General features: G+C 72.4%; 19 protein-coding genes and 1 tRNA gene. 5 read left to right on the top strand and 15 right to left on the bottom strand.

Annotated elements, in window-relative coordinates; all coding sequences use genetic code 11:
- Positions 1–3: 3 nt before the first annotated feature.
- The 4 genes from G7070_RS18135 to G7070_RS04120 form a co-directional block, all read right to left on the bottom strand.
- Positions 4–507, bottom strand: coding sequence for an SGNH/GDSL hydrolase family protein (locus G7070_RS18135; RefSeq protein WP_211198157.1), 504 nt, complete (start codon positions 505–507; stop codon positions 4–6).
- Entirely contained in the window at positions 441–1,154 is a 714-nt protein-coding gene (locus tag G7070_RS18140) for an SGNH/GDSL hydrolase family protein (RefSeq protein ID WP_211198158.1), read from the bottom strand. The genes G7070_RS18135 and G7070_RS18140 overlap by 67 nt, the downstream gene beginning before the upstream one ends.
- Before the next feature lie 112 nt (positions 1,155–1,266).
- The gene (pth, locus tag G7070_RS04115) at positions 1,267–1,869 is read right to left on the bottom strand and encodes an aminoacyl-tRNA hydrolase (RefSeq protein ID WP_166232177.1); all 603 of its coding nucleotides are present in this window, start codon (positions 1,867–1,869) and stop codon (positions 1,267–1,269) included.
- A gap of 4 nt (positions 1,870–1,873) precedes the next feature.
- Positions 1,874–2,521: a 50S ribosomal protein L25/general stress protein Ctc gene (locus G7070_RS04120; RefSeq protein WP_166232179.1), complete on the bottom strand. Its 648-nt coding sequence runs from the start codon at positions 2,519–2,521 to the stop codon at positions 1,874–1,876.
- Positions 2,522–2,706: 185 nt separating this feature from the next.
- On the opposite strand from G7070_RS04120, the gene G7070_RS04125 reads away from it, so the two are divergent.
- Positions 2,707–4,686 carry an ABC1 kinase family protein gene (locus G7070_RS04125; protein ID WP_166232181.1) on the top strand — a complete coding sequence of 660 codons (1,980 nt, stop codon included), beginning with the start codon at positions 2,707–2,709 and terminating at the stop codon, positions 4,684–4,686.
- A gap of 57 nt (positions 4,687–4,743) precedes the next feature.
- Here the strand turns inward: G7070_RS04125 and G7070_RS04130 are convergent, their stop codons facing one another.
- Positions 4,744–5,724 (bottom strand): ribose-phosphate diphosphokinase, encoded by a 981-nt coding sequence (locus G7070_RS04130; RefSeq protein ID WP_166232183.1) that lies wholly within the window; start codon positions 5,722–5,724, stop codon positions 4,744–4,746.
- A complete protein-coding gene (gene glmU / locus G7070_RS04135) occupies positions 5,721–7,175 on the bottom strand; it encodes a bifunctional UDP-N-acetylglucosamine diphosphorylase/glucosamine-1-phosphate N-acetyltransferase GlmU (RefSeq protein WP_166232185.1) in 1,455 nt (484 codons plus the stop codon). The genes G7070_RS04130 and glmU overlap by 4 nt, the downstream gene beginning before the upstream one ends.
- A 91-nt stretch (positions 7,176–7,266) precedes the next feature.
- Between glmU and G7070_RS17560 the strand changes: the two genes are divergently transcribed.
- A complete protein-coding gene (locus G7070_RS17560) occupies positions 7,267–8,328 on the top strand; it encodes a cation:proton antiporter (RefSeq protein WP_206079938.1) in 1,062 nt (353 codons plus the stop codon).
- Positions 8,280–9,119, top strand: coding sequence for a UBP-type zinc finger domain-containing protein (locus G7070_RS18385; RefSeq protein ID WP_246227303.1), 840 nt, complete (start codon positions 8,280–8,282; stop codon positions 9,117–9,119). The genes G7070_RS17560 and G7070_RS18385 overlap by 49 nt, the downstream gene beginning before the upstream one ends.
- A 33-nt stretch (positions 9,120–9,152) precedes the next feature.
- On the opposite strand, the gene G7070_RS04145 is transcribed toward G7070_RS18385, so the two are convergent.
- The 3 genes from G7070_RS04145 to G7070_RS04155 form a co-directional block, all read right to left on the bottom strand.
- Positions 9,153–10,832: an NAD(P)/FAD-dependent oxidoreductase gene (locus G7070_RS04145; protein WP_166232187.1), complete on the bottom strand. Its 1,680-nt coding sequence runs from the start codon at positions 10,830–10,832 to the stop codon at positions 9,153–9,155.
- 121 nt (positions 10,833–10,953) lie between these two features.
- Positions 10,954–11,511 (bottom strand): dihydrofolate reductase family protein, encoded by a 558-nt coding sequence (locus G7070_RS04150; RefSeq protein ID WP_166232189.1) that lies wholly within the window; start codon positions 11,509–11,511, stop codon positions 10,954–10,956.
- An 80-nt stretch (positions 11,512–11,591) separates the two neighbouring features.
- A tRNA-Gln gene (locus G7070_RS04155) sits at positions 11,592–11,670 on the bottom strand.
- 110 nt (positions 11,671–11,780) lie between these two features.
- Between G7070_RS04155 and G7070_RS04160 the strand changes: the two genes are divergently transcribed.
- The gene (locus G7070_RS04160; RefSeq protein WP_246227305.1) at positions 11,781–12,473 is read left to right on the top strand and encodes a TetR/AcrR family transcriptional regulator; all 693 of its coding nucleotides are present in this window, start codon (positions 11,781–11,783) and stop codon (positions 12,471–12,473) included.
- 178 nt (positions 12,474–12,651) lie between these two features.
- On the opposite strand, the gene G7070_RS04165 is transcribed toward G7070_RS04160, so the two are convergent.
- From G7070_RS04165 to G7070_RS04190, 6 genes are all read right to left on the bottom strand, one after another.
- The gene (locus tag G7070_RS04165; protein WP_166232191.1) at positions 12,652–13,557 is read right to left on the bottom strand and encodes a sugar kinase; all 906 of its coding nucleotides are present in this window, start codon (positions 13,555–13,557) and stop codon (positions 12,652–12,654) included.
- Positions 13,554–14,180: a bifunctional 4-hydroxy-2-oxoglutarate aldolase/2-dehydro-3-deoxy-phosphogluconate aldolase gene (locus tag G7070_RS04170; protein WP_206079939.1), complete on the bottom strand. Its 627-nt coding sequence runs from the start codon at positions 14,178–14,180 to the stop codon at positions 13,554–13,556. Before G7070_RS04170 ends, G7070_RS04165 begins: the two co-directional genes overlap by 4 nt.
- Before the next feature lie 61 nt (positions 14,181–14,241).
- A complete protein-coding gene (dgoD, locus tag G7070_RS04175; protein ID WP_166232193.1) occupies positions 14,242–15,390 on the bottom strand; it encodes a galactonate dehydratase in 1,149 nt (382 codons plus the stop codon).
- 35 nt (positions 15,391–15,425) lie between these two features.
- Complete coding sequence (locus G7070_RS04180) at positions 15,426–16,241, bottom strand: carbohydrate ABC transporter permease (RefSeq protein ID WP_206079940.1); 816 nt, start codon at positions 16,239–16,241, stop codon at positions 15,426–15,428.
- On the bottom strand, positions 16,238–17,164 hold the full coding sequence (locus G7070_RS04185) for a carbohydrate ABC transporter permease (protein ID WP_206079941.1): 927 nt from the start codon (positions 17,162–17,164) through the stop codon (positions 16,238–16,240). Before G7070_RS04185 ends, G7070_RS04180 begins: the two co-directional genes overlap by 4 nt.
- A 70-nt stretch (positions 17,165–17,234) precedes the next feature.
- Positions 17,235–18,530 (bottom strand): ABC transporter substrate-binding protein, encoded by a 1,296-nt coding sequence (locus G7070_RS04190; protein ID WP_166232195.1) that lies wholly within the window; start codon positions 18,528–18,530, stop codon positions 17,235–17,237.
- A gap of 168 nt (positions 18,531–18,698) precedes the next feature.
- Here G7070_RS04190 and G7070_RS04195 point away from each other — a divergent pair, with 168 nt between their 5' ends.
- Entirely contained in the window at positions 18,699–19,430 is a 732-nt protein-coding gene (locus tag G7070_RS04195; protein ID WP_166232197.1) for a FadR/GntR family transcriptional regulator, read from the top strand.
- Positions 19,431–19,441 lie beyond the last annotated feature (11 nt).

A 19,441-nucleotide genomic window follows, 5' to 3' on the forward strand; every position in this document is an offset into this window, starting at 1 on the left:
ACATCATCCGCCCATCCGGGGCAGGAGCGCGGACAGCCCGGCGGAGCGGACGAACCGTTCCGCGATCAGTGCGTGCGTCTCCTCGTCGGGGTGCAGCCCGTCCGGCAGCGGGTGCGCCTCGGCGTCCGCCTCGCCGTAGAGGGCGAGCCCGTCGATCAGGCCGAGCCGGTCGTCCGCGCGCTCCTCGATGATCTCCGCCAGCTCCGAGCGCACCACCTCGAGGGTCAGCGCGCCGCCGGCCACCGCGGCAGGGTCGCCGGTCGCGATGAAGCGGACCTCGCCGCGGGCGAGGGCCTTCGGATCGAAGGCCCCGGGCCCCGGGGTCTTCTCGTGGATCGCGCACCAGGTCGGCGTCAGGAGCCCGATCGGGGTCTCCGGGTGCGCGTCCCGCAGCGCGTCGACGAACCCGTGCACCGCGGACCGCAGGGCCCTGCGCCGCATCAGGTCGGCGTTGACGATGTTGATGCCCAGCGCCACGGTGAGAAGGTCGGCGGGCAGCGCGGCCATCGCTCTGGCGGTGAAGGAGTCCGCCAGCGCGCTCCCCCGAAACCGAGGTTCGTCAGGTCCAGCCCCAACGAACGGGCCGCCCGCGCGACCCACGTGGCGCTCGGCCCGCCGGCGTTCGAGCCCTGAGAGATCGAGCTGCCGTGGTGGACCCACCTCGGCCGGCCCGAGGGCACCGGGCGCAGTTCGGCGGCCGCGGTGATCGAGACCAGCTCGACCGACTCGGTGTGCGGCAGCCAGATCTCCACCCGCTTGTCCCCGGCCGGCAGCCCGATCCGCAGCGTCTCCGGCTCGGCGACGGTGGTGGAGCGCCGCCCCGACGCCATGTCCGTGAGGTGCTGCGTCGCCGTCTCGAGGCTCGCGCGGGCATGGAGGTCGCCGTCGACCAGCACATCGAAGACCCCGACGGCCCGCGGCGGCACCCCCACGTAGCCGAAGCGCTCGGCTCTGGCGGTCAGCTCGACGACGGTGGCGCTGGTGTCGAACGCCAGGCGAACCCCCGACGGCTGGGAGGCCGACATCGCCAGCTGCGGGTCGGCGGCCCGACGGATCGCCCACCCGGGCAGCCGCATCGGGCGCAGCCCCGCCCCGGTCGGGACGATCTCGACGGCGCCGTGCAGCAGCGCCCGATCGATCGGTTCCTGCGTCATGGGGTCACCGCCCTTCCGGCCTGTCCTGCTCGCCAGCATTCCACGAACCGCTCGCCCCGACCATCCGGCCGTCCGTCCGGGGCGAGCGAGCGTTCGGCGCCCGGGCGAGCCTTCAGGAGTTGAAGCGGTTCTGCACCGCGGCCAGGTCGCCGGAGATCAGGGCCTCCACGGCGTCGGCGTTGCGGGACACCTCGACGGCGTAGTCCTCGCGCAGCGAGGCGGGGATCGGGGCCAGCACGTAGTCGGCCGCCTGCTGGCGGCCGGGCGGACGGCCGATGCCGAACCGGATCCGGTAGAAGTCGCCGGTGCCCAGGTGGGCGCGCATCGACTTCAGCCCGTTGTGGCCGTTGTCGCCACCGCCCTTCTTGGCGCGCAGCCGGCCGAAGTCCAGGTCGAGCTCGTCGTGGACGGCGATCACATGGTCGGGGTCGATCTTGAAGAAGGCGCAGGCCTTGGCCACGGCGGCGCCGGAGTCGTTCATGAACGTGCGCGGCTTGAGCAGGATCACCCGCTGCGCGTCCGCGCCGACCCCGCCCATCCCGGAGGCCGCCAGCCGCGTCTCGACGACGTCGGCCCGCATGCCGCGGGGGGCGGCGAACGGCGCGCGCGCCCGCCCGGCCAGCTCGTCGGCGACCATGAAGCCGACGTTGTGCCGGGTGGACGCGTAGGTCGGGCCCGGATTACCGAGCCCGACCACCAACCACGGTGACGCCAACGGATTACTCCGCGGCGTCCTCGGCCTCGGCCGACTCCTCGGCCTCGGCCGGAGCCTCGTCGGAGGCACCCGCGACCGCGGCGTCCAGCTCGGCGTCCAGCTCCTCGGTCGTGGGGGCCGGAGCGATCGACAGGATCAGGTCGGTCGGCTCGCCGGGGAACACGGCGCCCTCGGGCAGGTTCAGGTCGGCGGCGGTGACCTGCTCGCCGATCTCCAGCTCGCCGGCCGGGATCTCGATGTGCGCCGGGATGTTGGTCGCGGCGACCTCGAGGGTGATCGACTGCTGGTCCATGACCAGGATGCGGTCGTCCTTGACGGTGCCGGTGACGAGCAGCGGAACCTCGACGGTGACCTTCTCGCCCTTCTTCACGATGACCAGGTCGACGTGGTCCAGGAAGCCGGTGATCGGGTCGCGCTGCACCTGCTTGGGCAGGGCGAGCTGCTTCTTGCCGCCGTCGATGACCAGCGTCAGCAGCGCGTTCGCGGTGCGCAGCGCCAGCAGGGTCTCGTGGCCCGGAAGCGAGATGTGGATCGGGTCGCCGCCGTGCCCGTAGATCACGGCGGGCACCTTGTTGGCGCGACGGATGCGGCGGGCGGCGCCCTTGCCGAACTCGGTACGGCTCTCGGCCTCAAGCCTCAGCTCGTCAGTCATGATGGTTCTCCTCAACCTTGGCGATACGCGTGGCAAGGGAGGGCCTTGTCGATCACGGGACGCAAGTCCCCTCGCCAAGCAACTTCCCCAGCGTACCCGAGGCTCCGGGCTGACGGGAAACCGGGGCGCCCGCCTCCTCCGGGGATAGGCTTTCGGCGCAATGCTCACCGACCTCGGGGGTGCCCATGGACGTCCTGGCCGTGCTCGGCTCGCTCGCCAACGGCTTCGGCGCGCTCGTCGGCGGCGTCCTGCAGGCCTGGCTGCTCGTGCACGCCGCGCGCCGGGTGCTGGGGGTGCCGGTCGGCTGGATCCGCGCCTTCCTCGTCTCGTTCGTGACGCTGGGCATCTTCTTCGCCGTCGTCACCTGGCTGCTGGAGTCCGGCACCGTGGCGATCACCGACGCCAACGGCGGCGCGGTCATGGCCGTGCTGGCCGTGGCGGCGCTGTGGGCGTTCGCGTTCAGCGCCGCGGTGCTGGTCGGGCTGGAGGTGCTGTGGCCGACCGGCTCGCTGCCGCCGCTGCGCACCTGGCTGTTCGGCTGGAAGCGGCGGCTGGCCACCGCCCGACGCTCCGCGCAGATCAGCGCCATCCTGGCGCGCCACGGACTGGGGTCCCAGCTGCGGGGGCTCGCGGCCAGCAACCGGCCCGCCCAGACCGCCCGGTCGCTGCGGCTGGCGCTGCAGGACTCCGGGGTGACCTTCGTCAAGCTCGGCCAGATGCTGTCCACCCGCGCCGACCTCATGCCGCCGGTGTTCATCGCCGAACTGTCGCACCTGACCAACCGCGTCCCGCCGCAGCCCTGGCCCGTCTTCGCCGAGACGGTGACGACCGAACTGGGACGCCCCCTGGACGAGGTGTTCGCCAGCATCGAGGAAGAGCCCCTCGCGTCGGCGTCCCTGGCGCAGGTGCACACGGCGCGCCTGCTGGACGGCCAGGAGGTCGTCGTGAAGGCGCAGCGCGCCAGCGCCTCCGACCAGGTCGCCCTCGACCTGGAGATCCTGCGGCGCCTCGCCCGGCGGCTCGAACGGTCGGCGCCCTGGGCCCGGCGGCTGGGCGTCGCCGGCCTGGTCGAGGGGTTCGCGGATTCCCTGGACGAGGAACTGGACTACGGCGTCGAGCTCGACAACATGGCGGCGCTGCGCCCCAGCGCGGACGCGCGCGGCATCCGGATCCCGCAGGTCGACGCGTCCCTGTGCTCGTCGCGGCTGATCGTGATGGAGCGCCTCACCGGCACCCCCATCGCGCAGGCGTCCGACCTGATCGCCGGCCTGGACGCCGACGTGCGGGCCGCCGCCGCCCAACGGCTGCTGGCCGCGGTGCTGGGGCAGTTGCTGGACGACGGCATCTTCCACGCCGACCTGCACCCGGGCAACGTGGTGATCTGGGACGACGGCTCGGTCGGTTTGCTGGACTTCGGCTCGGTCGGACGCCTCGACGCCCCGTCGCGGCAGACCCTGGCCATGCTGCTGTGGGCCATCGACGCCGACGACCCGGTGCTGGCCACCGACTGCGTCCTCGAACTGCTGGACCGCCCCGACCGGCTCGACGAGCGCGGGCTGCAGCGCGAGCTGGGCCAGCTCATCACCCGGTACCGCGGCGGCCTGGGACGCGGCGGCAGCCTCAAGGTGTTCAGCGAACTGCTGTCCATGGTGATGCGGCACGGCTTCGGCGTCCCGCCGCAGATCGCGGCCGCGCTGCGCTCGCTGGGCGCCCTGGAGGGCACGCTGAAGCAGCTCGACCCCGGGCTCGACCTCGTGGACGCCGCCCGCACGGTCGCCCGCGAGGTGACCGGCGACCTCACCCCCGAGACGGTGCGGGCCCAGGTGGAGCGCCGGCTCATCCGCGTCCTGCCGGTGCTGGAGCATCTGCCCCGCCGCGTCGACAAGCTCACCGAGGACCTGACCGAGGGCCGGTTCACCGTGCGCGTCCGGGCGTTCAGCGACCCCGCGGACCGTCACTTCCTCACCGGCCTGGTGCAGCAGCTGGTGCTGGCGCTGCTGTCCGGCGCCTCCGTGCTGGGCGGCATCCTGCTGGTCACCACCGCCGCCGGCCCGCAACTGCTCCCCGGCCTGGGGGTGTTCGCGCTGCTGGGCTACCTGCTCGCGTTCGCCGGCCTGGTGTTGGCGCTGCGCGCCGTCGCGCTCATCTTCACGCGCCCGGGCTGAGCCGCCCGTCACCCGGGCCGCGTCCGCCGGGACGCCCCGCCCGCCGACCGCGTCGGCCTACAGGCTGGCCCCGTCGAACAGGCTGGTCACCGAGCCGTCGGTGAAGATCTGGTGGATCGCCTCGGCGATCAGCGGCGCGACCGACAGGATGGTGAGGTTCGGGACGTTGACGCCCTCGGGGATGGGCAGCGTGTTGGTCATGATGACCTCCTCGAACGGCGCCGCGTTCAGCCGCTCGGCGGCCGGCCCCGACAGGATCGGGTGGGTCGCGGCGGCGATCACGGCGGCCGCGCCGTGCTCCTTGAGCGTGTGGGCGGCGGCGGCGATCGTGCCGGCCGTGTCGATCATGTCGTCCACCAGCAGGCAGACCCGCCCGCGGACGTCGCCGACGACCTCCCCCACGGCGACCTCGTTGGCCTTGTTGGGGTCGCGGCGCTTGTGGATGATCGCCAGCGGCGCGCCCAGCCGGTCGGTGTACGCGTCGGCCAGCCGGACGCGGCCGGCGTCCGGGCTGACGACGGTGAGGTTGTCCAGCGGGTACTTGGCGGTGATGTAGTCCACCAGCACCGGCAGGGCGATCAGGTGGTCGACCGGGCCGTCGAAGAAGCCCTGGATCTGCGACGCGTGCAGGTCGATCGACATGAGGCGGTCCGCGCCGGCGGTCTTGTAAAGGTCGGCGATCAGGCGGGCCGAGATCGGCTCGCGCCCGGCGTGCTTCTTGTCCTGGCGGCCGTAGGGGTAGAACGGCGACACGACCGTGATGCGCTTGGCGGAGGCCCGCTTGAGCGCGTCGATCATGATCAACTGCTCCATCAGCCACTCGTTGACCGGCGCCGGGTGCGACTGGATCACGAAGGCGTCCGCGCCGCGCACCGACTCCTCGAACCGGACGTAGATCTCCGAGTTCGCGTACGTCAGGGCCCGGGTCGGGACGAGGTCCACCCCCAGCAGCGACGCGACCTCATCGGCGAGCTCGGGGTAGGCCCGGCCCGACGCGAGGATGAGGTGCTTCTCGGACTGGCGCTTGATCCCGGTCACTGCTCGGCGGTCCCTTCGTTGTCGCCCGCCTCGGCGGCGGCCTGGTGCGTCTTGGTGCCTTCGCGGCGCTTGGCCACCCAACCGGGAATATTACGCTGCCGTCCCCGGGCCACCGCCAGTTCGCCCGGCCCGACCGGCTCGGTGATCGCGGACCCGGCGGCCACGTAGGCCCCGTCCGCCACCTCGACCGGCGCGACGATCACCGAGTTGCTGCCGACGAAGCTCGCCTTGCCGATGACGCTCTTGGACTTGGTGACGCCGTCGTAGTTGGCGAAGATCGTGCCGGCGCCGATGTTGGCCGACTCCCCGATCTCGACGTCGCCGGCGTAGGTGAGGTGCGGCACCTTGGCGCCGGGCCCGATCTTGGCGTTCTTCGTCTCGACGAAGGTGCCGATCTTGCCGTCCTCGCTCAGCTCCGTGCCGGGGCGCAGGTACGCGAACGGCCCGACCGAGGCGCGGACGCCGATGATCGCGAGCGACCCGTGCGTCCGGACGACCGAGGCGTCCTCGCGGACCTCGACGTCGATCAGGGTGGTGTCCGGCCCGATCGTCGCGCCCGAGGCGACCGAGGTCGCCCCCTCGAGGCTCGTGCCGGGCAGCAGGGTGACGTCGGGTGCGAGGTCGACGGTGTCGTGCACCCACGTGCTCGCCGGGTCGAGGATCGTGACGCCGGCGCGCATCCACTTCTCCAGCAGCCGGCGGTTCGCCTCCTGGCCCAGCGCGGCGAGCTGGACGCGGTCGTTGACGCCCTCAGCCTGCCAGCGGTCGTCCAGGATGTGGGAGTGCACGTCGCGGCCCTCGCCGCGGGCGAACTTCACCACGTCGGTGAGGTACAGCTCGCCCTGGGCGTTGTCCGTGGTCAGGGACGCGAGCCCGTCGCGCAGGATCTCGGCGTCGAAGACGTAGATGCCGGCGTTGATCTCGGTGATCGCCGCCTGCGCCGGGGTGGCGTCCTTCTGCTCGACGATGGCCGCCACCTGGTCGCCGTCGGAGTCGCGCACGATGCGCCCGTAGCCGAACGGTTCCTCCAGCACGGTGCTCAGGACCGTCACGGCGTCGCCGTTGGCGCGGTGGACCCCGACGAGTTCGGCGAGGGTCTCGCCGGTGAGCAGGGGCACGTCGCCGTAGGTGACGACGATCTCGCCGTCGACGCCGGCGAGTTGCTCCAGCCCCGAACGGACCGCGTCCCCGGTGCCGTTCTGCTGCTCCTGGACGGCGATCGTGACCTGCGGCGCGATGTCGGCCAGGTGCTCCTCGATCTGCTCGCGCTCGTGCCCGACGACCACGACCAGGTGCTCGGGGTCCAGGTGTTCGGCGGCGCGGATGGCGTAGCTCAACAGCGAACGGCCGGCGATCTGGTGCAGGAGTTTCGACGTGCGCGACTTCATGCGCGTCCCCGCGCCCGCCGCCAGCACCACGACTCCCGCGACTCCCGCTACCTGTTCGTCCATGATCGCTCCTTCGTTGGGGACGCTCGGCAGCCTACCGAACCGACCGCGGTCACCCGTGGTCCCGACAGGGTTCGGGCGGCACAATGGCGCCGTGGAAACAGCCCTCATCCTCGTCGGCATCGCCGTGGTGGTGTTGGGTGGCGAGGCGCTCAGCGAGCGCTTCAACGTCCCCGCCCCGCTCCTGCTGATCGCCGTCGGCGCCGCGGCGTCCTACGTGCCGGTCCTGCCGGAGATCCACCTGGAGCCCGAGGTCGTCCTGCTCGGGCTCCTGCCCCCGCTGCTCTACACCGCCTCGATCCAGACCTCGCTGGTCGACTTCACCGCGAACCGGACGCCGATCCTGGCGCTGTCGGTCGGCCTGGTGGTCGTCACGACCTTCGCGGTCGGGGCCGTCGTCAACTGGCTGATCCCCGACCTCGGCTGGCCCGCCGCGCTCGCGATCGGCGCCGTCGTGGCGCCCCCGGACGCCGTCGCCGCCACCGCCATCGGACGCCGGATCGGGCTGCCCCGCCGGATCGTGACGATCCTGGAGGGCGAGTCGCTGCTCAACGACGCCACGGCGCTGGTGGCGCTGCGCACCGCCATCGCCGCGATCGCGGGCGCGGTGTCCCTGGGCGAGATCGGCCTGGACTTCCTGGTCGCGGCCGGCGGCGGCGCGGCGGCGGGCTTCATCGTCTTCGCGCTGGTGGCGTGGCTGCGGCGCCGGGTCACGACCCCGGTGATCGACACCACGATCTCCCTCATCACCCCGTGCGCGGCCTACATGCTCGCCGAGTCGGTGCACGCCTCGGGCGTGATCGCCGTCGTGGTCGCGGGCCTGCTGCTGGGCCACAAGGCCCCGATCATCCAGACCGCCCCGTCGCGGATCGCCGAGCGCACCACCTGGGGCGCCATCGCGTTCCTGCTCGAGAACGCGGTCTTCCTGCTGATCGGGTTGCAGACCAGGTGGATCGTCGAGGACGTGATCGCCAGCCACCTGCCCCTGGGCTGGATCGTGCTGGTGTGCGTGACCGTGCTCGCGACGGTGATCGTCGTCCGGCTCGGCTGGATCTTCGCGCTGCGCGTGCCCCTGCTCCTGACGTCCAACCGGGGCGCCCCGGCTGGGTGCCGAGCGCGTTCCTGGTCGGCTGGGCCGGGATGCGCGGCGTCGTGACGCTCGCGGCGGCGTTCATCATCCCGCTGTCGGTCCCGCACCGCGAGGTGCTGCTCCTGATCGCCCTGACCGTGGTGGCGGGCACGCTCTTCCTGCAGGGCCTCACCCTGCCCTGGCTGACGCGGCGCCTCGACGTCGAGACCCCCGACCCGGCCGCGGACGCCCTCACCCGCGCCGTCGTCCTCGAGGACGCCGGCCGGGCTGGCCTCGAGCGCCTCGGCACGCTGCACTTCGACGACCCGCACCACGTGCTGGACCTGGTCCGCAAGCGGATCGACGAACGCAGCTTCGCCGCCTGGGAGCGGCTCAGCACCGCCGGGGACCGCGAGTCGCCCTCGCAGCTGTACGCGCGCGTCCGGCGGGAGATGCTGCAGGCCGAGCGCGAGAAGGTGCTCGAGATACGCGGCAGCGGGACGGTGCCCGGCGACATCATCGCCGAAGTGCTGCAGATGCTGGACGTCGAGGAGTCGATGAGCGACACCCGCACCGAGCGGGCGGAGGCGATGCGGACCGCCGGGCTGCGGCTGCGCGAGGCGCAGCAGTGCGACGACCTGGCGTCGCACCCGGCGATCGACGACGCCGAGGCGTCCGCGTGCCCCGCCTGCGTCGCCGAGGGCACCGACTGGGTGGCGCTGCGGCGCTGCCTCGACTGCGGCAACGTCGGGTGCTGCGACTCCTCGCCGTCCCGGCACGCGTCCCGGCACTTCCGCGAGAGCCACCACCCGGTGATGGAGTCGGCTGAGCCCGGCGAGGCGTGGCGCTGGTGCTACGTGCACCACATCACGGGCTGAGCCCCGCGCCGCCGGCCGACGAACCGGCCCGCCTCAGGCGCGGAACTCCGCGGCGCGGAGCTCGGCCAGGTGTTCGTGCACCAGCGCCACCACCGTGGCGCCCTCCCCGGTGGCCGCGGCGACGCGCTTCATCGAGCCGGCCCGGATGTCGCCGGCCGCGAAGATCCCCGGCACGGCGGTCTCCAGGCTCGCCGGCGGCAGCCCGTCGACCCACAGCTCCCGGGGCACGTCGCGCCCGGTCTGGACGAAGCCGGCCTCGTCGCGGCGAACCCGCGCGGGCAGCCAGTCGCAGGCGGGATCGGCGCCCAGCAGGAGGAAGAGCCCGCCGGCCTCGACGCGCTCGACGTCGCCGGCCACCGACAGGTCGAGCCACTCCAGCCGCCCGTCGCCGCCGCCGCCGACCACCTCGGAGCGAGGGCGGACGTCGATGTTCACCGTCGCGTCGATCTCGCGGATCAGGTACTCCGACATCGTGTCCGCCAGGCCGGCGCGCCGCACGACGATCGACACGTGGGCGGCGAACTTGGCCAGGTGGATCGCCGCCTGGCCCGCGGAGTTCCCGCCGCCCACCACCGCGACGCGGCGTCCCTTCATCTCCCGGGCGACCGCGGTGGCCGCGCCGTAGTGGACGCCCACCCCGAGGTACGCGTCCAGCGCGGGGACGCCCAGCGTCCGGTAGGCGACCCCGGTCGCGACCACGACGGCGCGGGCGCAGATGCGCGCGCCGCGCACGAACACGTGGTGGTGCGGCGGCTCGTCGTCGGGGCCGTCCTGGATGTCGGTGACGGGCCGCCCCGTGTAGAACCGGGCGCCGAACCGGAACGCCTGCGTGCGGGCGCGTTGGGCCAGCCGCATCCCGGAGATGCCGCGCGGGAAGCCCAGGTAGTTGCGGATCATCGAGCTCGACCCGGCCTGCCCGCCGATCGCCTCGGACTCCACCACGATCGTGCTCAGCCCCTCCGACGCCGCGTACACCGCGGCCGCGAGCCCGGCCGGTCCGGCGCCGACGATCACGACGTCGGCGACCTGGTCGGCGGGGATGTCGTCGTGGCCGCCGTACATCGCCTCGGCCGCCTTGGCGACCGTCGCGTCGGAGAGGAACTGCCCCCGGAACGCCCGCATCAGCGGCAGGACGGCGTCCGGGCCTGCGGCCTCGATGATCGCCCGCCCCTCGGGGCTGTCGGCGCGATGCGACCGCGACGGCATCCCAGTGCGCTCCAGCCAGTCGCGCAGGGCCGCCACGTTGGCGTCCGGCCGGTCGTAGACGAGCTCGACGCCGGCGACGACCGGGCCGGCGACGGACCAGCCCCAGTCCGACAGGGTCTCGACGAGGGCGGTGTGGAACTCCTCGTCGCGCAGCCCGCGCGGGATCACGAGGTAGGCGTCGAGGTCGTTGTCGAGCGTCGCGAGGCGCAGGGTGTCCGCGGCGTCCGGGAAGTCCTCCGACGCCAGCAGCGTGATCCGGCGCGCCGTCGGGACCAGCGGCCGGAGCCGCCGGAACACGTCGAGCGAGTCGGCGTCCGGCAGCCGGTGTTCGACGGCGACCAGGGCGAGCTGGTGCCCCTTGCGGAGCAGGTCCGCCACGACCTTCTCGGCGTCGTGCCCGCTGGTCGCCGGCACGATCTCGTAGTCGCGGGAGTAGCGCTGGAACTCGCCCAGCAGGGTGGCGCGGTGGGTGTCGGTCACCAGCAGGATGACCGGCCGCTCACCCATGACGCTCCCCCGCTCCGCCGAGGGTGGGGGCGCCGGACGCGTGCGGGTGGAGCACAGCCATGACCCACATGCTGACAGACCCCGCCCGGCCGCCGGAAGAGGGGGAGGATCGGGGGCGAGGTCAGCCGGCGCGGCGGTACAGCGAGGCGACCGCGCCGGAGCGGAAGTCGCGGCGCTCGACCAGCTCCAGGCGGGTGCTCTCCCGCAGCCCTGCGAGCAGCGCGGGCCCGTGACCGACGATCACCGGGTGCACGACGAACTGGAACTCGTCGATCAGGCCGAGGTCGGCCAGCGCCAGCGGCAACCTGACCCCGCCGACGAGCCCGTGGCCGGGTTCCTCCTTGAGTCGGCGCACCGCCGCGCCCAGGTCGCCGCCGAGCAGTTCGGCGTTCCAGTCGGGGGCCGGCAGCGTGGCCGACACGACGTACTTCCTCGTCGGGTCGATGGCCTCGGCGAACGGGATCTCCCACTCCTCCATCCAGGCGGGCCAGACGCCGTTCGCGGGCCTGCGCCACGCGGATTCCATCATGCCGTAGGTCACCCGGCCGTACAGCAGCGCGTCGACCCGCTCCATCTCGGCGGTCCAGAACGCCATCGACTCCGGGTCGGGGGGCAGGCCCGCCTGGTGGTGGACGCAGCCGTCCAGCGTGACGTTGATCGAGTAGCGAAGTGGCCTCATGGCATTCCCCGTCCGGCCCCACGTGACTTCGGGACGCCTTCAGGCTACTGCGGGCGTCCAGCGTCGCCACGGTGCCGCCGCTCCCCGGGTAGGAGTCGAACCTACTTCGCTAATCCTGATTCAAAGTCAGGCGGGCCCTGCCGAAAGACCAACCGGGGACTGGACCCCAGCGGGTCCTCGGCCGAGTGTAGGCCAGCGGGCGGTGCCCCGCACGCGGCAACGGGCGCGGTTCATTGGCGCCCACGCGTCGCTCGCGAGACACTACACGGGTGACCACCCAGCCGAGCACCACGCCGCGCGCCCGCCGCGGGCGGGTGCGGATGACGCGCCAGCAGCGCCGCGAGCAGCTCGTCGGCGTCGCGCGCGAGCTGTTCGCCGAGCGCGGGCTGGACGGCACCTCGGTCGAGGAGATCGCCGCGCACGCCGAGGTGAGCAAGCCGGTGGTCTACGAGCACTTCGGCGGCAAGGAGGGGCTGTACGCGGTCGTCGTCGACCGCGAGGTCCGCCGCCTGCACGACGCGATCTACCAGGCGATCTCCCGCCCGCACACCGACCCGCGCTCGCTGATCGAGCTCGGCACCCTGGCGCTGCTGGACTACATCGAGGAGGAGCCGGACGGCTTCCGCATCATCAGCCGCGACTCCTCGCCGTACGCGCCCGGCGGGACGTTCCAGACGATCCTGTCCAGCGTGGCGAGCCGCGTCGAGGGGCTGCTGGCGTCGCAGTTCGAGCGGCGCGGCTTCGACCCGGGCACCGCCCCGCTGTACTCCCAGATGCTGGTCGGGCTCGTCGCGCTGGCGGGCCAGTGGTGGGTCGAGTCCCACAACCAGACCACCCTGACCAAGCCGCAGGTCGCCGCGCACCTGGTGAACCTGGCCTGGAACGGCATGCGCAACCTGCAGCCGCAGCCCATCCTGCGGGTCAGCGACGCTCTCCCCGCGCCGGACGCCGAGCAGGACTGACCGCCGCCCTCCAAATGCCCGACCGCGGGCCGCGCCGCGCCGGTGTCGTCGTGGTGCCCCGAGAGCCCGACCCCGCCCGCATCGTTCCTTGTCGCGGTGAGCCGGCGCCGCACTGGCGGCACCAGAACGACACGGTGGGGTCAAGTGCCGCGCGTGCACCGCGACGCGCAGCGCCGCCTCAGAGGCCGAGGTCAGCGCGGGTGGGCAGGCCCTCCCAGTCCCCGGGCGAGGCCACGCACGCCGACGCCACCGCGACGCCGCGCTCCAGCGCGGGCGCGAGGTCCAAGCCGTCCAGCAGCCCCGACAGCAGCCCGGCGCACAGGGCGTCCCCGGCGCCGATCACGTCCACGACGGGCACGCGCTGCGCGGGGACGTCGACCCGGCCGGACGCCGTGAACGCGCTCGCCCCCCGCTCGCCGCGCTTGACCACCACGGTCCCCACGCCCGCGTCGAGCAGGGACGCCACCGCGTCCGCCTCGTCGCCGGTGGCGACGAGCTCGAGCTCGTCCTCCGAGGCGATCAGCAGGTCGGTGTGCGGCACGAGCTCGCGCAGCGCCTCGGACGCCGCCGCGGCGTCCCACAGCGCGGGGCGGTGGTTCACGTCGAAAGAGACCGGCACCCCGGCGCCGTGCGCGGCACGTCCCAGCCCGAGCCAGGCGGCGCGCGCGGTCTCCGACAGGGCCGGCGTCACGCCCGTGAGGTGGACGCGGCGGGCCCCCGGCAGCGCGGCCAGCACGTCGGCGGCGGTCAGGGCCGCGCCCGCGGAGCCGCGGCGCAGGTAGGTCGCGCGGCGGGCGTGGTCGGCGGGCGACTCCAGCACCATCGCGCCGGCGGACCGGCGGTCGGCCACGGCGTCCGCGACGTCGACGCCCTCGCCGGCCAGGGTGGCCAGCACCCAGCGCCCCAGCGCGTCGTCGCTCACCCGCCCCACCCAGCGCGCGGCGTGCCCCAGCCGAGCCAGGCCGATGGCGACGTTCGACTCGGCGCCCGCCACATGCGCGGACGCGCGCCAGCCGGGCGCGATCTCGTCGGTGCGGAAGGAGACCAGCGCCTCCCCGATCGTCAGGACGTCGGCGCCGCTCATGCGAACTCCGCCGCCAGCGCGGCGAAGGACGCCGCCCGCTCGGCGAGCTCGTCCAGCGAGCCGCCCGCGACCGCGTCGCCCAGCAGCGGCGATCCGACGCCCACGGCGACGGCGCCGACGCGCAGGTACTCGCGCGCGGCGGCGGCGTCCACGCCCCCGACGGGAACGAACGGGAGCCCGGGCAGCGGGTCGCGCAGCGCCTTGAGGTAGCTCGGGCCCCCGATGGAGGCCGGGAACAGCTTCACCGCCGTCGCGCCGAGCTGCATCGCGGTCAGCGCCTCGGTCGCGGTCGTCGCGCCCGCGAGCACCGGCAGTCCGTGGCCGGCGGCCACGGGCACGGCGTCGGTGATCGCCGGGGTGACGATGAAGGACGCGCCCGCGTCCTCGACCAGGGCGACGTCCTCGGGGCTCAGCACGGTGCCCGCACCGACGATCGCGCCGGGGATGCCGGCGAGTTCGGCGATGGCGTCGGCGGCGTCCGGGGTGATGAGGGACACCTCCAGCAGCGGCAGTCCGGCGTCCACCAGGACGCGGCCGGCCGCGACGGCGGCGGCGGCGTCCCGGGCGCGGATGATGCCCAGCACGCGGTGGGCGGCCAACAGGGGCAGCAGCTCGATGCTCATGCGTCCACCCTTCCGCACGCGGACCGGCCGCGGGAAGGCCGTTCGCGATCCGGCCCCCGGCTCACCATTCCGCGAAGGCGCCGTTGTCGTGCCGCCACACGGGGTTGCGCCAGGCGTGGCCGCGCTTGTCGGCGTCCCGGACGGCGGCCTCGTCGATCTCGATGCCCAGCCCGGGGCCGGTCAGCCGCTCGACGTGGCCGTCCACGAAGCGCAGCGGCGCGGTGTCGGCGACGTAGTCCAGCACCTCGGCGCCCTCGTTGTAGTGGATGCCGATGCTCTGCTCCTGGATCAGGTGGTTCGGCGCCGCGAACCCGACCTGCAGGCTGGACGCGAACGCGAGCGGGCCGAGCGGGCAGTGCGGGGCGAGCTGCACGTCGAAGGTCTCGGCCAGCGACGCGATCCGGCGCACCTCGGAGATGCCGCCGGCGTGCGAGAGGTCCGGCTGCGCCACGGCGATGCCCGCCTGCAGCACCGGCAGGAACTCCTGCCGGTTGTAGAGCCGCTCCCCGGTGGAGATCGGCACGGTGGTGGACTCGACCATCTTGCCGATCAGGTGGCTGTTCTCGGGGATCACCGGCTCCTCGATGAAGAACGGGTGGTACGGCTCGATCATCCCCGCGACGCGGCGGGCGTCGGCGAGCGTGAACCGGCCGTGCAGGTCGACCGCGACGTCGCGGGTGGGCCCCAGCACGTCGCGGGCGGCCGCGACCCGGCGCTCCACCCCGGCCAGTTCGGCGGCGGTCGCGATCGGCGACATCTTCCCCGACGCGTTCATCTTCACCGCGGTCATGCCCGCCTCGACCTGCGCGGCGACGTGGTCGGCGACCTCGTCCGGCTCGTCGCCCCCGACCCAGGCGTACACCCGGATCCGGTCGCGGACCGGCCCGCCGAGCAGTTGGTGCACCGGCAGCCCGACCGAGCGGCCGAGCAGGTCCCACAGCGCCTGGTCGATGCCGGAGACGGCCGAGGACAGGATCACGCCGTAGCGGTAGAAGGACCCCTTGCTCATCACCTGCCAGTGGTCCTCGATGCGGAACGGGTCCTGCCCGATGAGGTACTCCGAGAGCTGCTCCACGGCCGTGCGGACCGTCTCGGAGCGGCCCTCACACGACGCCTCGCCCCAGCCGACCAGCCCGCCGGAGGTCTCGATCCGGACGAACAGCCAGCGGGGGGCGACCAGGAAGGTCTCGACCCGTTCGATGGTTTCCACGTGCGGTTCCTACTCCCTCGTCGGCTGAGCGACGCTCAGCCCTTGGTGGCTCCGGCGGTGAGGCCGGACACGATGTACTTCTGGGTGAAGAGCGCGATCACCATGATCGGCACCGTCACCACGGTGGACGCCGCCATCAGCGCGCCCCAGTCGATGGCCGCGTACCCGATGAAGTCGTAGATGGCCACGGGCAGCGTCTTGGTGGACGAACTCGACAACACGAGCGCGAACATGAAGTTGTTCCAGCTGAAGATGAACGCCAGGATGCCGGCGGTCGCCATGCCCGGCGTGGACAGCGGCAGCATCAGGTGCCAGAACGAGCCGATCGGGGTGAGCCCGTCCACCTGGCCGGACTCCTCCAACTCGACGGGCAGGCCGTCGAAGAAGCCCATCATGATGTAGACGATCAGCGGCAGCGCCACGAACATGTGCGACAGGATCAGCACCCAGTAGGTGCCCACCAGGCGCATCTGGCTGAACAGGTAGTACCACGGCACCAGCAGCGAGACGCCGGGGATGACGCGCGCCATGAGGACGACCAGCGCCGACTTGTTCATGACGAACCGCGACATCGCGAACGCCGCCGGGACGCCCAGCACCATCGACAGCCCGGTCGCGGCGACCGCGATGAGCGCCGAGTTGAAGATGTACTGCCCGAAGTTGCCCTGGGCGAACACCTTGCCGAAGTTCTCCATCGTGGGCGTGAAGATGACGGTCTTCGCGGCGTCGTAGATGTCGACGTTGGTCTTGAAGGCGGCCAGCACCATCCACACGATGGGGAGCACCAGCATCGCGACGATGAGCGCCAGCGCGGTGAAGCGGAAGATCTTGTACCCGGTCGTGGTGATCACTTCGCGGCCTCCTCGCGCTTGCGCGTCAGCAGGAAGATGCTGGCCACGATGATGATGAAGAACAGGATCAGCACGGTGGAGCTCAGCCCGTACTCGTTGTAGTCGAAGCTCAGCCCGTAGCCGTACAGGTTGAGCGTCTCGACCTCGTTGAACGAGCCGCCGCCCTTGCCCTTGGCGGCCAGCAGGATGTCGAACGTCTTCAGGGCGTCGATGCCGCGCAGCATGAGCGCCACGATCAGCGTCGAGGACAGCATCGGCAGCGTGATGTAGCGGAAGGTCTGCCACGCCGAGGCGCCGTCGACGCGGGCGGCCTCGAAGGGCTCGTCCGACAGCGAGGTCAGGCCGGCGAGGATGATGAGCGCGACCATCGGCGTCCACTGCCAGATGTCCATGAACATCGTGGTCGGCAGCGCCGTCAGCTCGCCGGCCAGCCAGGGCTGCGGCGGAATGCCGACGACGCCCAGGATCTTGTTGACCGGGCCGATCGTCGGGTCGAAGATCAGCCGCCACATCATGCCGACGGCCACGGGGGTGGCGACCAGCGGCAGCAGGATGGCGACCCGGACCCACTTCTCGCCCCGGAACGGGCGCCACAGCAGCAGCGCGATCCCGAGGCCGAAGATCATCTCGAAGAACAGCACGACGCCGGTGAACAGCGCCGTGCGTCCGACCGCCGGCCAGAACCGCGTGGTGTCGGTCAGGACGGTGACGTAGTTGTCGATGCCGATGAAGGACGCCTCGGCGCGCACCGAGCCCGAGGCGTCGGTGAGGCTCAGCCAGAGCGTCCAGATGATCGGGAAGATGATGAGCAGCGCGATGAAGACCATCGCGGGAGCGGCGAACAGCCAGCGGCGGTGGCGGTTGGCCCAGCGGGAGTACGCCGACTGCGGGCGCGGGCCGCCGCTCAGGGTGACGCTCGTCACGTCGATCCCCCTTCGTGGTGAGGCGTGCGGAGCCGGGAGCGCGGGCGAGCGCGCTCCCGGCCCTTGGTCACTACTTCTTCTCGGCGTCCAGGACGGCCTGGAAGGCCTTCTGCGCCGTCTCGACGGACGCGCTCAGGTCGCCGCCCTTGATCGAGTCGACGATCGGCTGCCCGACGGCCTCGCGGGCCTTGACCACCTGCGCGACGACGGGGCGGTCGTGGTCGACGCCCACCTTCGCGCTGTCGGTGATCGCCTTGGCCAGGTCGGTCGGGTAGCTGCTGATGCCGTCGGCGCTCTCCCACACGGAGCTGCGCGCGCCGGGGATGCCCGACTTCTGCTGCGCGGCGACCTGCTCCTTGCTCGTGGCCCACTGGATGAACTTCCACGCGTTCTCGACGTTGGTCGAGGCGGCGTTGACGCCCAGCGCCCACGACGGGATGTTGTAGGGCTTCGAGCCGCCGGGGCCGGCCGGGAACTGCGCGAAGCCGACGGTGTCGGACACCTTCGACTTGGCCGGGTCGGTGGCGTTCTTGTACAGCGAGTCGGCCTCGGTGTAGAACGCGGCCTGCCCCTGGGTGAAGACGGCCATCGCCTCGGGCCAGCTCATGTCGGTCGACACGTTGGCGGGGCCGTACTCGCGGATCAGTTCGCCGTACAGCGCGTAGGCCTGTTTGGCGGCGTCGGTGTTGACGCTGGCCTTGCCGGCCGCGTCGACGAAGTCGCCACCCATCGAGAACAGGAAGCTGGAGAACTGGGTCACCGCGGGCGACTTGCCGGTGCGGGCCACGAAGCCGGACATCTCGCCCGCCTCCTTGATCTTCTTGGCGGCCGCCTTGAGCTCGTCCAGGGTCTTGGGGACCTCAATGCCGAGCTTGGACAGGACGTCCTTGCGGTAGTAGAGGACCTCGCGCTCGGTGATGATCGGGATGCCGACGATCTGGCCGTTGTGCGTCGTGGCGGACATCGGGCTGGCCTGGAAGTCGCCCACGTTCCACGCGGCGTCGCCCTTGGCCTTCTCGGTGAGGTCGGCGAAGTACTTGTTCTGCGCGAACAGGCGACCCTCCTGCAGCGGCCGGTACATCATCACGTCGATCTCGGACGTGCCCGCGTTGAGCTTGACGTTGTACTGGTCGGACAGCTGGTCCTCGGCGAGCTGGGTGATCTCGAGCTTGAGGCCGGTGGCCTTCTCGAACTCGGGGATCGCCTTCTTCACGTTCTCGGTCCAGACGTGGTTGGCCAGCGTGATCCGCACGGTCGTGGACGGCGCCTGAGCGGCCCCTCCCCCGCCCGCGGAGCAACCGGCCGCCGCCACCAACGCGATCGCCCCGGTGCCCGCCAGCAGCGTCCGTCGGCTGAAGTTCGTCATGACACCCTCCTTGAGTGTGTGACCGGCGCCCCCCTTGGCACCCGGTCGTCAGAGGCGGTTTGCGTCCTCACCCGTGAGGAGTGCGACCACCTTTCACCGGCAGGGTAGGGGTAGTAAGTCTGACTTGTAAAGCGTTGCGGACATTGCAAAACGGGTTAGGCTGCCCCCATGTCGATCTTCGCCGCCGTCACGCCTCCCGAGGTGCGCGACCGGCATGCGGTGATCGTGGACGCGCTGGGCACAGAGATCTGCGGCACGCTCCCGGTGGGCACCGTGCTGAACGTGGACGACCTCGGGACCCGCTTCGGCGCGTCCCGGACCGCGATCCGGGAGGCGCTGCGCGTCCTGGGCGCCAAGGGGCTCGTCGAGCCCAAGCGCGGACGCGGCACCATCACGATGCCCGCGGGCGACTGGAACCTGCTCGACCCCGACGTGGTGCGCTGGCGGCTGCGTTCGCCCGACCGCTTCCACCAGCTCAAGGAGATGCTGGAACTGCGGGCGGCGTTCGAGCCCGAGGCGTCCGCGCTGGCCGCGTCCTGCGCGACGCCCGACCAGGTCACCGAGCTGCTCTCGGCGGCGGCGAAACTGTGGGGGCTGGGGCACCGCGACGACCCCGAGGGGTTCATCGAGGCGGACGCCACGTTCCATCGGCTGCTGCTCGTCGCCTCCGGCAACCGGATCCTGGCCCAGTTCGCCCCCGTGATCGAGGCGATCCTGCGCGGCCGGCTCGAGGAGGGCCTGACGCCCGAGCACCCCGCCGAGGGCGCCCTCGACCAGCACATGGCGCTGGCCGGCGCCATCGGACGCCGCGACCCCGGCGAGGCCCGCCGGCTCACCCGCGAGCTCGTGGAGGCCACGTACGCCGAGTCCCGCAGCCTGTGGGAGCCCGGGACGCCGTGAGCCGTCGGGGC

The organism is Propioniciclava coleopterorum, from assembly GCF_011393335.1.
Classification (GTDB): domain Bacteria; phylum Actinomycetota; class Actinomycetes; order Propionibacteriales; family Propionibacteriaceae; genus Propioniciclava; species Propioniciclava coleopterorum.